The following is a 14,334-nucleotide window of genomic DNA, read 5'->3' on the forward strand; positions in this document are numbered from 1 at the left end:
GAGGACGGTCACCCAGCAACTCCTCTTGTGTAAATCCACGCCAAGATATAACTTCTCCATCGGGGGCTCTCCTTTCGATCGTAAGATTTAGTCGACAACCAAATCCTACTCGATTCGAGCCGCCCCCTTCATGACATCAGACACGTGCCTTGTCGTGTCTGCGATCCCGCGCAGCGGGCCGCGGCTGGCGCACTCGTCGCGGTGTTTGCGATATATGCGGCCTCACCGAAACGTCCCAGACGCCAGCCCCGGGGCTGGCGCAGACGTTGACTTTTAATGTCTGCGGTCAGCGAAGCTGAGTGGGGCTAGAATGGCGCGCTGCAGGAGCCGCAGCATCACGGGAGCGAGCGGCCGTGGCCAAGGCGGAGATATTGTTTTTTGAAGGACCCCTCGATCCTCGCAATGGACCGGGTGGAATGAAAACAAGCAAGGGCCTCTCGCTTCGCGAGAACGCAGATGCTACAAGGCGAGCATCTGCGCCAGCCACGCTGCTCCCTCCGCTTGCCCAGCATGACCATGCAGCCAGAGATCCGCCTGGTGACCTTAGCTTATGGGGGTGATGCCCAACGCCAGGAGGGCATTCACGGCATCCGCAGCCGTCGCGTAAACCGTCGAGCGGGTACCGGTGTTCCCGAGCACGTTGCTGGGTGCTCCGACATCTCCCTCAAAAAAGCGGTCGTTGGGCGGATCTTCGCCGGCAATGTCCCGGATGAGCACCCGGTGCTCGCATTCAATGCCTACAATTTGAGCCGCCGCCTCGGCGATGAAAGTATTCGCAGCGGTGGCGGCAACCGAGATCGCCCCCAGGTAGGCACCGATAAAGATGGATTCCAGTTGTTCGCCGAAGGCCAGCATGGCCTTTGCGCTATCAAATGTCCCCGCAGGAAACTGGAAGACGCTGAATTGAAATGCCAATCCCAGGCCCTGCAGCACGGCTCGATGCGTATCTTCCTGGTTGGCAGCCGCCTGGAAATAGAGCCGGTGCGAGCTGTTGAGAAGGGTCCCCTTGGCCATATCGCCCGGAACACCAAAGGGCGATGCCTGCCCCAGGGCATTATTGTAAAAGGCGATGCCAATGCGCTCTGCGCCAACGGCGGCGTTGCCAAAGTCGGTAACGGGATCACCGCCTGCGCGGGCCAGCTTCGCATTGCTGGTCAAGGCGACTGTTCCCACGGCCCCGCCCACCGCAACGCCACCACCAGCGGCCAGGATGCGCTGCATGAACTTGCGCCGAGTGCTCGTCGCCCGAAAGGCTTCCGATGTTTGAAGGATATTTTCGATTCGCTCAGGATTCCGATTAATTTGTTGTCCGGACATCATTAGCTCCTTTCCGGTAATGTAATCTTAGGCCCCACCTTCGCGTTTTGGGCGCAGACTCGCGTGCATAGAGTACCTGGAATCCCAACGCGACCTTGCGATTTGGTTCGAAGGAGGCTGCGAAGGGGCTGCCACTGCGCCTGCGGCATTTCCCGGGTCGCGACGGTCTTATCGCCAGCACATATCCAGGTACGGAATCACTCGCACCTCTTTTCCAAGGGATAATTCGGAGGTTAGATCATACGGGTCGCGACAATGTCAAAGCGTCGTCAGGATTTTGCAATTTATTATGCTTGGGAATGTTCGCCGGTGCCTTCACGTGAAAGGCGGTAATGCAGGCCCGGAGCTGGTAGCCACGGTCAATCATGTTTTCGGTTGACCGTGGGTTCGTCCTGCACCAAGGGCCCACAGTCACAAAGGCACTGACTGTGGCTACCCGCTGCGGCTACCTTCTACCCACTGAGAGCGGCATTCAGGGAGCCGAAAAGCTCATCGAACCGGTCGACGTCCGGAACGGAGAGCGACCTCTCACTTAGCATCGGCAATAATGCCTGGGCAACGCGGTAATGATTAAAGCCACCATCTCTCAAGAGCCTGATCTGCCTCGCTTCTAGCCACAGATTGATGCGCTCAACAATGCGCGGGTGCTGACCAAGTCCTGCGGGGTCGATAGCCGCACCCCCCAGTTCGCTGGCATACGACGCGTTGAACGCCTGGATGTAGATGTTCTCGGGGAAGAGGTCCTCGAGATCGGATTCCTGACCTTTTTGCGCCCGAAACATCGAATAGTCAAAAATTCGCTTGCGTTCGATAAGTTTCTGCCGGATGAGGTTCTCGATACCTTGATGCGGCGCCCGCCCTCGATCGTGCAGCACGACCAGCGTCAGTTTGTTCGCGCCGAGGAGCGCAACAAAGGTAGCAACCTTGTCAAGCCCGCCCACAGGAACTAGGACACCTTCGAGTAATCCGCGCTTCCCCACTTTTTCAAGGAGGGCAGACATATGCTGCAGCAGAATTAGGTCAGAGGGACCCTCCAGAAGGATGTTCTTTTTCGCGATAAAGAGATTCTGTGCAATTGAATAGCCGAGGGCCGCTTGCAGGGGGAATAGGCTATCCTCGCGTGACCCCACGAGATCGCCCGAAACTTTCGCTCCCTCCTTCGGCCGGTCCTCGACAACCCGAACTCTGTGTAGCCCATCACTCTCGACCATGAAGGGTGAATGTGTGGTGTAAATGATCTGGTGCGACTTCGAAAGTGTGCCTATGTAATTGACAAAGTCAGCCTGCGCGAGCGCATGGAGGCTCAAGCCAGGCTCGTCAAGCAGAAGAATAATTTCTTTATCTGTGCCGAGTCTGCTCTTTACTGCGGAAAACCAGACCATAAAGCTAAAGAACCATATAAAGCCCTTGCTCCGCTGGTCGAAGGGGACGGTCACGCCGTGGCGTAGGTTCTTAACCCTGATGTACAAATTCTTCCCGTTGTTATAAGGTGGCAAGTCGGTTGGGTCTGCCTTAATGTCAAACTCCACACAGATGCCGGTGTTCTGTTTCCAGTATTCGAAGACCTGTTCAGTGATTGTAAGGCCGATTGCTTCCAATTTCGCCTTTGAGTTTTCGTAACCTTGCTCGCTCATCAATTCACGCAGGTCGGTTCCTGCTAGTTCGAAAAGGCCCAACGCCGTTTCGTCGGCCCCCGTAAGTTGCTTGTTCGCCCTGCGCTGGTTAAGAGCCTCAAGATTGATCTTCCCCTCGAGAAGCTTGTAATCATCGAAGTAGAAAAAGCGCGGAAGTGACGGTGAGAGGTAGGCATTCCAGATGTGCCAGCCGACCATGTCCCAGTTCGCTGAGTGGTTCGCAAACCTGTCGCGCCACTCTTTTGCAAAGGCCGCAAGCGTACCGTCGGCAGGGAGTTCCTTTTTCTCTATCCTCTCCACGACCTCATCGAGGCGTTTCGCATCGGCGAAGACTTCTTCTACACATTCAATTCCCCGGAGCCGCTTCCTGGAAGCTGCGAGGGCCCCCTCTTGGTTCAGCTCAAGACTGAGGGTACTGGTATTCCCGTATGTTGTCGTCCGCATGAAGAGATGCCCCGGAGGAACCACCTCCGACCCTTCGAAGACCTCATTATTGATCCTTTGAGCAAGGTTCTTCTCGATTCGGAACGTAAGTTCCACAGCGTTTGCATACGATTTTGCCTCGTGTTGACTTCTATAGCGAACGTAGTCCTTGCGCGGGTAGTCAAACACGTAGTCGAATTTTGCGCTCGTGAGAGGCAGGGCTTTGTGCAGTGCTTCAAGGAAAGCGCTCTTCCCCGACTCGTTCTTGCCGACGAGGACTGTCACATTCTCGTCGATTTGGACGGGCGAGGAGTCCTCGATCGATTTGTACTTAAAGACGTGGGCTCTGATCAGTTTTATCAAGGTTGGTCTCCTGTGCTTTAAACGGTGTCTGCTCCGCGGCCACTAACACGCGCCTCCAGGCTCGAGGTCCGCCCCCATTTTCACGGATCGGTGCCCACCTCGCTGAGCGTCTCGCCTGCACGCGGCGCGCGCTCTTGCGAATCAAGCTGACGGGAAACAGGGCGGTGGGAGCGGTTGAACTGGAGGCTCAGATTTGGGTTTCCCGTCGTCAGCTTGTTTTTGATTGGGCCGAGGGTTTCAGCAGTTGAACGTGTCACGTGTTGAGGATCGTTCCCCTGCGGCCCAATTCCCTTTGGCGCGGCCGCCGTTCGCCGCAAAAATAGTCCGGCAGAGTCTACCGCAAATAGTTTCTGGAAACAATTCCAAATTGGGAACTACGAAGGCGGTCAGCAGGAGGCGCCCGTGGTACAGGCACTCTTGCCTGGGCCTAAGTCCACAGCCAGGAGTGGCTGTGCTACTTCATTCTCATCGCCTTCCAGCTCCTGCCTCTCTACTGCACGGTGACGGTCACGGTCGCGGTTGTGCGGCCGAACTGGTTGGTGGAATTGAGCGTATAGGTTGTAGTGGCGCCGGGTGTAATGATGATGCTGGTTCCCCGCACCGGCCCGATCTGCGGAGAAATGATGTTGTAGAGCTGCCCGCTGGTTGACCAGCTCAGCGTGACCATCTGGCCGGGCGCGGCATTCGGCGGATTGGCCGTGAAGCTCGAGATGGTGGGCGACGGCCCGGTGGGAACATTGGCGGGCGTGTAGATGGTTCCCGTATCGACAACTTCAAAACTGGATGCCGTGATCGTCTTGAGCAGGTTCAGATCGTTGTTGTTCCAGCGGTTGTCCGGCGCTCCGCTGATGAAGATGGCGCTGCCGTTGTCAGCGAGAATCATTCCGTATTTCTTGAGCGCGTTGAGGATCACCTGGTCGTCTGCGGGGAAGCCCGTAATATTGAAAGACGCTTTCAGCCGCAGCCGCAGTCCCATGGGCGGCGCGTTGGGATTGGTGGTGGTTGAGGCCCAGTGAGTTGCCGGCAGCACAAAGGCTTTTTGCGACGTGGGGACGGTGAATCGCAGCGCGTGATTGATGGCCCCGGCCGCCACCTCATCATAGCGCGCCAGGCCCACGAACACGGGGAGCCCGGCGGCGTCGGCGGAAGTCCAGGTATAGGGCCGCTGCTCGTTGATGGTCATGTCCCAGACGGCGGATGAGTCGGCCATCCAATTGCCGTTTTTCTGCAGACTGGCATGGAAAAGTTCATAAAGCCAGCAGCCGTCCTTTTCAAGCACCAGCACGTGACGATCGCCATTGCCGGGCTTCGGATATCCTTCAATCAGGGCGTTCGAGGGGATGGGCATGGGCCCGGGATCGCTTTCATCAGGATAAAGGCCGAAAACAATCGGCACCTTGGCCTGCGTCCCGGCCACAACCTGATAGGGAATGCCGATGGTCTGGTTGTGGAAAGTTCCTGCGCCGAAATCGGGATGCAGAGTTACGGATGCGCCGATGAAATTGATGTAGTTGTTCGAATTCGGATCGACTGCGGCCATGGAGATGTCAGTATTCCAAAGGCTCGAACTCTGAAAAGGAACAAACCCGTTGAGGCTGGCTCCCTGCCCGAGACTCATTCCGCTGCACGTGCCGGCTTGCCCAAATAGCGGTGAGGAGATTGCAATCGAGAAGACAAGAATCGAGAAGAATTTCAGTGTGGCTCTCATTTCAATTTCCTTTCTTGGCCTGAAGGCAATTCGGTCTTGGGTCGAACTTGACCTGGATCAACACGGGATCTGCTTGGTTTCCGGTTTGCAACTGGCGGTTTGTAGCGGCGGCTTCACGCCGCCATGCAGTGATCCCGCACGACGGGATCGCCGCTACGAACAAATTTCAAATTCCACGCAGGCGCACACGTCGCGGCGTTTGCAATGTGTGCGGCCGCGCAATCCCAGCCCCCAAAGCGGCTCAGTCATAATAGCCGGACTCCCACCAGATGGACCATACCGAGCCGTCGCTGGCCCTGGCGAACAGGTCGAGGTGATTGGAATCGTAATCGCTGGGCCGCAGGAGAGCTGCGACGGTGGCGCCGGGCAACATGGCCGTCTCAGGATGGACCGGTATCCATGACTGCCACAGGGCCTCCGGATAGATACCAAGCCGGGAGTTGTTCCAGACAACGCCGTCCGGCGCCGTCCCGAAAGCCTGCAGTGTGTAGCCAAGCTGCGGGCCCCGGACCACGGTGACGTCCGCTGCGGGCTGCAGCTTGACGCTGTTCCCCATCACGGCCGACCACGCACGCCAGGCGTGCGCCGCGTCCCAATGCGTGCCGAGCACCGTTCCGTCGCCGGAAGTTGCAAAAAGCTCCAGCGTTTCGGCCGATGACCAGAGCGCCGTGATGGGTGCGCCGGGCGCGAGCTTGGTGGCCGGATCGATGGCAAACCAGTTCTGCCAGCCATTGTTGGTGTCCCACCAGGTGCTCCAGGCCGAGCCATCGTTGGCGGTGGCAAACAGGTCGAGGTGGTTGCCTCCAGCGGTCCACAGAGCGGCGACCTCCGCCCCCGGCTTGACGCTGACATTGGGGGCCCACACAGCGTTGCTGACCGTGAACCACGGCTGCCAGCCTTTGTCCGGCTCCCACCAGGTGCTCCACACCATGCCAATCGGCCCTGAAGCGCCCGTGGCAAAAAGGTCAAGATGATTGCTGTTCGGGCGCCAGACGGCAGTGACGGGCGCGCCGCGCTGCAGCCGGGTCTGGGGGTGGACCAGAAACCACTCCTGCCACCCGGGACCGTTTTCCCACCACGTGCTCCACACGTCGCCGTTGTTGGCGGTGGCGAACAGATCGAGGTGCTTGCTGCCCGGGCGCCACAGGGCAGTGACCTTCGCGCCAGGCATCACGCTGACGTTTTGGGCCCAGACGGCGTTGCCGGGATTGAACCAGGGCTGCCAGGCTGCATTGGGCTGCCACCAGGCGGACCAGGTCTCTCCGAGAGTGGGAATGCCGCCCGCCAGAAACAGGTCAAGGTGAAGGTCGCTGGTGCCATCGCGCCAGAGCGCTGTGACGCTCTTGCCGGGGAGCAGGCGCGGGTTCGACGGCTCGAGTGGCGCCTCCGGGTGGATTGAAAACCAGTTACGGAACCAGCCGACGTCCGGGACGGAGCCGGCGGGCGAGACCCAGGGCAGGCTTGACCAGCCCGAGTAAGTGTAACCAGCCAGACCCGCCGTGACTCCGCCCTCTACCTGAAACGTGTAGGCGGTGTTGGGATAAATGGGGCCAAGCGTTGCCTGCTGCGCGTTGCCGCTTAAGTCAAACTGCGCATGGTAGGGCAGAGGGTCGCTCGTCCTGCCCCAGAGCACGATTACCTTGTCATACGCGCTGCCGGAATAGGGCCCCTGGTTTTGCCATTCGAAATTGACCGAATGCGTGGCAGGGTTCGGCATCACGCTCAGGTTGATCGGCGGCGGCACCTTGTAGTGCCCGGGTATCTGGGGCTGCGAAGGAGGCGCCGCGCCGTTGGCGGGGACCGTGACGCTGGTCGGCGCCGTCGCGCTATCGTGGGCCGTGCTGCTGATGAACGTGACGTAGACGCTGACCAGCGTGCCGGCAAAGTGGCTGACCGTGGAACTTTGGAAAGTGATACCGGCGGTGTTGCCGGGCAGATTTTGTTGCACGCCGGTGATCTTGTTGTTGAGAGTGACGACGATTTCTGTGGGAGTGTCCGAGGTGGGGGCGACTTGCCACGTGACGACAATGGTGCCCGAATTGTAGACCGCAGTCAGGTTCTGGGGAGGCTTCATCATGAGAGTAATCCTCGTTTCTCAGCAGGCGTCCTCCCCAATCCCACTGCGCCCGCAAGCTTGTTATGCGATTTTCTTTTTCGCCGTGGTGCGTTCGGGTTCCTTAGATCTAAGGGACTCGCCAAGTATTAGCATGAAGTAACTGGAGTGTCAATACCTTGTACATAATCCCGGACAGGACGGCGTTGCTCGCCATCGGCAGGCATTTACCCTGGTTCCTAACCTGCCGGTCACACGCCGTTTCCGCGGTCTGAACAGCAGCTATCGCCGGGACTCCTGTTTCACAGGAACTCGCCGCTTGGATGTGCGTCCTCTCGAATGGGCCGTTCGAACTAAAAAATGCAGCACGCCGAATCTGCACTGGCGAGGCGAGCGCGGGCCACAGGCGATGGCGTGTCATTTCAGGAGCGGAGGTACGGTCCACGGGGAACGCTGGTGTCGAGTTTGCCCAGGGGGCAAACCAGGCGAAGCAAGGGACCGGCAGTGAAAGACCCCCGGCGCGGTTCGGCGGGCGGCAGAAAAGTGCGGTAAGCGGCGCGGGGCCAGGCTTGGCCGGCGGGAGCGTTATGTAGCTTCCTAACATAGGCTAGAATCAGCCTCGAATTACCGCCAAATGGGACAAATGGGACGTTTGGGACAAAAATTCCTAAAATTGTAGGTTATTGATAATAGGTATGTTATTATAAAACCAGACAGTGTTTCGTGCGGCTTCTTGCAGAAGTTGTTGATCTTTGGAGCAGTGGGTAAAAATTGCGATTTCCCGCTCGCGCTCAACGCTCGGCTGACTGCATGCCCGGCGCCGATGGCTGCCCAGGCAACGCAAAGGCCATCAGCCGGTCCTGGGCCGCCACCACCACGTACTGCCGCCCATCGAGCATGTAGGTCATGGGCGAATTCTCCATGGTCCCACCGGCGTTCAGGTGCCACAACGTCTTGCCCGTGGCCGGATCAAGCGCCAGCAGATTGCCGGCATTGTCCGCGGTGAACAACAGGCGCCCGGCGGTTGACAGGTTGCCGGCGCTGGAACCGCCGCGGCCGAGTTCGTGCGTCCAGGCGATCTTGCCCGTCTTGTAGTCGATGGCGCGAGTCGCCGTGTCGTCCCACAGTCCGCGATCGCGTCCGCCCCAGCCTTCGGCTTTGCCGCGCGCCGTCAGGTAGTAGATGCTGAAGGTCCGGGTTGCAGTGACGTAGAACAGGCCCGTCTGCGGATCGTAGCTGGGCGCCATCCAGTTGGTGCCGCCTCCCGTTGCGGGCGCCACCAGCGCACCGTCAGGCGACGGAGCTGTGTGCGGTTTGGGGATGGGATGGCCCTCGGCATCATAGGAGGAAGACCATGTCTGATCGATGAACGGAGCGGTCAGCAGATGCTTGCCGTTGGTGCGGTCAAGCAGGAAGAAAAAGGAATTGCGCGCGGCTTGTCCCAGCAGGTGCATCGGCTTGCCGTTGAACTCGCCGTCGAACAGCACCGGCGTCTCCACGTTGTCCCAGTCGTGAACGTCGTGGGGAGAAGCCTGGTAGTACCAGACCATTTTGCCGGTGTCCGGATTGAGCGCCACAATCGAGCACGTATAGAGGTTCGCGCCCTCCCGCGCGGAGCCCACCAGCACGGGATTGGGATTTCCCGTGCCCCAATAGAGCAGATTGAGCTCGGGATCGTAAGTGCCGGTCATCCACGTCATGCCGCCGCCATGCCGCATGGCTTCCACGTTGGGCCAGGTATTGGCGCCCTTTTCGCCCGGCAGAGGCTCAACCCACCAGCGCCACTGCAGCTTGCCCGTCGCCGGATCAATCGAATCGAGGAACCCGGGAATGTCTGTCACATCGCCCGAGACGCCCGCAATCACATGGTCGCGCACCACCAGCGGCGACATGGTCGCGAAATATTTGAGATCGGCGTCGGCAAGCTTGACAATCCAGATTTGCTTTCCGTCTTTGGCGTTCAGGCAGACCAGTTGCGCATCCGGCGTCGTAAGGTAGAGCCGGTCATGCCACATGGCCACCCCGCGATTGCCGATGTGGTCGCCCTCCGACTGCCGGTAGTAGTGCCAGATCTCGCGCCCTGTGCGGGCATCAACCGCCCAGACGTTGTCGGGCACCGTGAGATAAAGAATGCCGTTCACTTCCAGCGGAGTTGATTTGATGGCCTGCGTGCCGGTGGCGTAGAGCCATGCCAGGCTCAGCGAGTGGACGTTCGAGGAGTTGATTTGGTCGAGCGTGCTGTAGCGGCGCCCGGAATAATCGCCGTTATAGGTGGGCCAGGCAGTGGTTGGCGGCTCCAGCAGGGTCTGGCCAGTCAATCCCTGCGCAGGCAGAGCGGGCGCGGCGAGCAGCAGGCAGCAAGTTATGGCCAGGCAATATCCTGAGATTCGATTCAGCGCGAGCCCGCGTACAAGCCCGGGGCTGGCAGGGCGATGAGGTGTCATCAGCGTTCTCATTTCAACGTTTCCATATATGCAAAGAGGTTGTGAACGTCCGCCTGGGTCAGCACGTCCAAAAGCTGGCGATGCGCGGCAAGCGGATCATGTACGCTCACCTTGACCTGATCGAGCGGGAATGAGCGATACCATCCTGCGGAATCGTGCAGCGCCACGGTGAACTCATCCAGATGATCGAGCGGACCCTCGAGCGTTTCGCCGGAGGGCAGCGTCACCGTGACGGTGCGTTTCGCTTGTCGGGGATAAAGCATCTGCGATTCCAGTTCCAGCGGCTGGTACTTGGTTGCGACGTACGCGAGGTCGCCGGTGGGCGAATGGCAGTCCTTGCACTTCCCCGCCCCGTTGAAGAACTCTTTGCCGGCGGCGGCATTGCCGGTCAGCATCCACTTGAGCGCATAGTCGCTCGGCACTCCCGCGGACGCCAGAGCTTCCGCCTGCCGATAATGCAGAAACTCCGCGATATCCTTAATCTGGGCGTTGCTCAGATGGAGGGGCGGCATGCCTTTGCTGGGCCGGCCATTCAGGATCACCGGGCCAATCTGGTCTCCGGCTTTGTCGTGCGCCACCAGCGGCGAGCGAACCAGGTCCGGCCCGCGCCCGCCGGTTGCATCCTCCCCGTGGCAGAAGGCGCAGTTCGCGCCGAAGGTTTTCTGGCCGCGTTCCACCGCCGGCGTAGGCTTCAATTCAGCCCTCCTCCGGCGATGCCTTGCCGCCGGTGCAGGGTTCTCCTGCGACAGCGCCGGCACGGGCGCAAGCGCGATCATGGCCAGGGCCAAGGCAAATGGCAGAGCTTTCCAGACTGTGCTGGCCGCTGCTGCTCTGTTTTTCCTCACATTCATATCGGACCATCTCACATGGTGATGTTGGCGCCGGCCGGAGTTCCCGAGAATGCTGCCGAGACACACAGCGAGGACTGCGATTGAACCGCCGGCTCGATTGAGTGATGGTTCTTCAAAGCCCCGGAGCGAATACCTGCAGCAATCCTGCTCCGCAACCAGCCGTAAGAAAACGGTAATCATACTGCTATTTCCAAAAGTCCGCCAGCCCGAATTCGCCCAAGCGAAGCTGTGCCGCCGCTGACGGGGAAATATGCTGCAAGAGGAAACCGCCCATATCACAAGAACGGCGCTACGCACGAAAAGAGAAAGTCTACACGTTGTCCCCGTGAAGCATCTTTGCGCACCTGTCGAGACGTTTCTCAAGGCGATCCTCTTCGGATGGACTGGAGCGGTCCCTGTATCGCTGCGGAAGGGCAAAATATCTCTGAAGCCACTGTTGTGCTTCCCGCCAGCGCTTGAGCCGCACAAGTGCGCCTGTAAGTCGATCCACCCAGTAACCAACCTGGAGTTCCTGGACGTGCACCATCGACCTGCCAAGGGTGAGCAGATATTCGCAATGTTCGCTGAACACTTTAATCGCTGCTTCGGGATTCGCCTTTGCAATGTCCATCGCGCCGAAGGCTCTCCGCTGCGCGGCTGTGTACTCCGCTCTGCGGAACACTTCTGACTCGCGAAGCCACGCCTCGCGCTCGCACTGGTCCTCTTCGCTCTCGGGGAGGCGTCCTGTCCTCTGCATTATCCGTAGCCTGTCAATGGGCAGAAGGATCGCCTTGAAGTAATCCGGCGTCAGTGGCACTCCCAACGGGGACCCGTCTCCGATAGTCAGCGTAATTCCGGCACCCTTCATGGCGGTGTCCCGGTTCTGGCTGATCTCCGCGATCAACTTGGCCCTTGCCTGCCGATCCGAAAGTGGCTCGTCACGAAGAAGGGCAATTACCTCCGCGACCTCGGACCCGTAAGAGCTCCCGGTCCCGCCGTGGATCGCCGCGAGTAGTTGCGTCTCATGCTCCGCCGCAACTTCATCGAGAGACCCGGGGTTCAGCAGCACCGACTCAAGGAGACTCATGATTCTGACGAAGGTGTACTTGCGGACAAGGGGTAAAGTCGTTTGATCACTAAATGCGATCAAATACTCCCCTTGCTGGTCATCGGTAAGCTGGGTGATCCGCGTGACATAGTATCCGGGCTCTGGCACAAATTGGCTCTTCGGCGTCTTGCCTCGTGCGATGTGATCCGTCGACAGTTCCCGAAGGAATCCCTGGCCCGCTAAGAAATGACGCAGGTCCTCCTCGTACACTTGGTCATTGGCCGCAGATTGCGCCAGTCGTTCAATTGTCTTTCGATATTGGCTCGCATCAATTAATCCTAGCCGCAGGGCGTTATCCGCTTGGCGTTTGTGGTTCAGAACTACCTGTGCCCGTCTTTCGCCAGCCATAACCTCTTCAGGTTCGCGCACGTACACTTCATACTTGAGGCCCTGCTTCTCAGCCTCTTGTAGGCCCCTGCGAGCGATGGCAAGGGCTCTGGATGCTTGTTCACTGAGGCCCGCGAGGGACAGACGAGTTGCGAGCTTCCCAGCTGGCTCCGTGAGAGCCAACCACCTCCAAGGGTGACTTGCATAACTCGATTGTTGCCATTTAGGCGAGGTAACTTGTTCTAGCCAGGTGAAAGCTGTATCGATGTTCCAATCATCGAGGGCGGTCAGGAAGAGCATCTCTCCACATTTGTACCGATAAGCAGCGCAGTCGGACACCTCGTTCGCAACCGAAGTTTCGTCTACCTCCAACTCTGCTCCCGCTGCTCCTATTTGTCTCTCTCGTAAAAGGATGTGAACAAAATGGAACGCCTCATTCACTTCCACCATGGCATTGTGCGAGCCGCCGGCATCGGGATGGTTCCGCAGTGCGGCGCTTCGGTAGGCGGACCGTAGCGAGTCGTAGGTCAAAGGCTCGCTGAGGCGAAGCAGTTCAATTCCCCCACGATATTTTGCGCGCGCGACCTCGAGAGGCGTAGCACCGATGCGCCCTCTTCCCGATTGCCCGACCTGGAGTGACTCGGAAATGACGCGATCAACCGCTGCGGCGCCCGAAGATGAGCCTGTTAGGTCAATGAATAGTTCCAGCGTAGCTCCCAAGCGTTCGTGGAAATCGCGTCGAGGGCCGACTCGCTTAAGGGCCTCGTAGAACGCTTCGCACTCGCGCGCGTCGAAGTACGCCACAACAGAGGGCGTAGATAGATAATCCACGGCGTCACTGGAGCGGCCGAAGGTCCGGGCCGCGCTAATAGCAACGTGGGTTGTCGGCGAGGTAGTCGGCTCGGTCGCATTTTTGACTTCTTCAGTCGGCGGAGCCGAGGTCGCGCTCGCCTTGCGTCCTAGCTGTCGAAACCACGAAAGCAAATGTCCCCCCTTGCCGCTCATGACTAGGCGGAATTCGAAAGAAATCTGCGTGATTGTATAAACTTTCTTTCCGAACCTCAACCGCTCGAACGGCCTGGGTCAGCGGTGGGCGGAGCCACCGCCCAGCTAAACGCGTAATCGTTCCCGGTATCTACCCGCAAAGCGCATCTCCGGTAAGTAGGGTGAATCTCCAATCCGACGAGCCAATAACGGCGAGGATCTGCTCCTTACTCACAGGCTTCGTCACGTAGCTCTCGAACTCTGCGTAGCCCTTAGTTCTCAAGCCGATTGATCGCAAAAAGGCGTTGATGAAATATTCACCGAGTTCCGAGCCCGTGTGTAACGCTTTTGCGGGCAGCGCGGCCACGACGACGTGCGGCTCGCCTATTTGTTTCAAAACTGGCCCGGTTATGTGATCATCCTCGTGCGAATTGTAAAGGCCCTCACCTCCCCACGATTCAAAGAATCTATGGACGCAACTCACATTTTTAAGGAGCGACCGAGCGTTCACAAACCCGACCATGCCGAGCCTATTCGGGTCATCGGCCTGATTCTTCTCCAACAAGGCGTCTGCCAGCGCTCTCGGAAGGTGATCTTCTTTCACAGCTCTTTCGATCCGGTCACGTAAGAATTCTGGCGATGAGAGCTTCAAGCCCTCCTGCCTCACCGATTCCGCTTCGTACGGTAAGAGCCGTGTACAGTGGAATCCTAGAATTCTTGCTGCGGCAACAAATACGTTGGCCCTCTCCACTACTTTCCTTCTCCCATCTGCAATCTCGCTCTTCGGGAACCTAAAGCGCTCGCCGGGTATGCGGTCAACTTCACGCATCCTGGCCTCGTAGTCTGAAAGCACGTCTTTGGAGTTCGTTAGTACATTGCAGAGAGCTCCAGGCCAAGTTAACGGATCCTCGATGTCAACTATTTGCTCTCCAGCGCCATAATTCATGCCTCCTCCTTCCGCACCCATTGTTCTCCTCAGAGTTGGTGCCCCCCGCTTACTCGCCCTCACCTTCAGCTTTCTGCTTTGATTTACCAGGCCACTCTCCATTTCCCGCGCCGCTTGTTCTCGCGGACACGGCAGGCAGGCGAACACCCCTGCGCCTTACGGACGCGGCTGGGGCAGAGCCTGATTTCTAGGCTCTG

General features: G+C 58.7%; 8 protein-coding genes. All 8 read right to left on the reverse strand.

Going from position 1 to position 14,334, the window contains the following annotated elements; all coding sequences use genetic code 11:
- Positions 1 to 543 precede the first annotated feature (543 nt).
- The 8 genes from VFQ24_03420 to VFQ24_03455 all read right to left on the reverse strand — a co-directional run bounded on the left by VFQ24_03420 (position 544) and on the right by VFQ24_03455 (position 14,137).
- A complete protein-coding gene (locus VFQ24_03420) occupies positions 544 to 1,317 on the reverse strand; it encodes a ferritin-like domain-containing protein (protein HET9177385.1) in 774 nt (257 codons plus the stop codon).
- 452 nt (positions 1,318 to 1,769) lie between these two features.
- Positions 1,770 to 3,737 (reverse strand): AAA family ATPase, encoded by a 1,968-nt coding sequence (locus VFQ24_03425; protein HET9177386.1) that lies wholly within the window; start codon positions 3,735 to 3,737, stop codon positions 1,770 to 1,772.
- A gap of 490 nt (positions 3,738 to 4,227) precedes the next feature.
- Positions 4,228 to 5,445, reverse strand: coding sequence for a hypothetical protein (locus VFQ24_03430; GenBank protein ID HET9177387.1), 1,218 nt, complete (start codon positions 5,443 to 5,445; stop codon positions 4,228 to 4,230).
- Positions 5,446 to 5,686: 241 nt separating this feature from the next.
- Positions 5,687 to 7,522: a fibronectin type III domain-containing protein gene (locus tag VFQ24_03435; GenBank protein HET9177388.1), complete on the reverse strand. Its 1,836-nt coding sequence runs from the start codon at positions 7,520 to 7,522 to the stop codon at positions 5,687 to 5,689.
- A gap of 767 nt (positions 7,523 to 8,289) precedes the next feature.
- Positions 8,290 to 9,942, reverse strand: coding sequence for an acido-empty-quinoprotein group A (locus tag VFQ24_03440; GenBank protein HET9177389.1), 1,653 nt, complete (start codon positions 9,940 to 9,942; stop codon positions 8,290 to 8,292).
- An 8-nt stretch (positions 9,943 to 9,950) separates the two neighbouring features.
- The gene (locus VFQ24_03445; protein HET9177390.1) at positions 9,951 to 10,793 is read right to left on the reverse strand and encodes a cytochrome c; all 843 of its coding nucleotides are present in this window, start codon (positions 10,791 to 10,793) and stop codon (positions 9,951 to 9,953) included.
- Positions 10,794 to 11,103: 310 nt separating this feature from the next.
- Positions 11,104 to 12,657, reverse strand: coding sequence for a hypothetical protein (locus VFQ24_03450; GenBank protein HET9177391.1), 1,554 nt, complete (start codon positions 12,655 to 12,657; stop codon positions 11,104 to 11,106).
- Between the two features lie 685 nt (positions 12,658 to 13,342).
- Positions 13,343 to 14,137, reverse strand: coding sequence for a hypothetical protein (locus VFQ24_03455; GenBank protein HET9177392.1), 795 nt, complete (start codon positions 14,135 to 14,137; stop codon positions 13,343 to 13,345).
- Between the last annotated feature and the right edge of the window lie 197 nt (positions 14,138 to 14,334).

Source organism: Terriglobia bacterium, from assembly GCA_035712365.1.
GTDB lineage: Bacteria > Acidobacteriota > Terriglobia > UBA7540 > UBA7540 > SCRD01.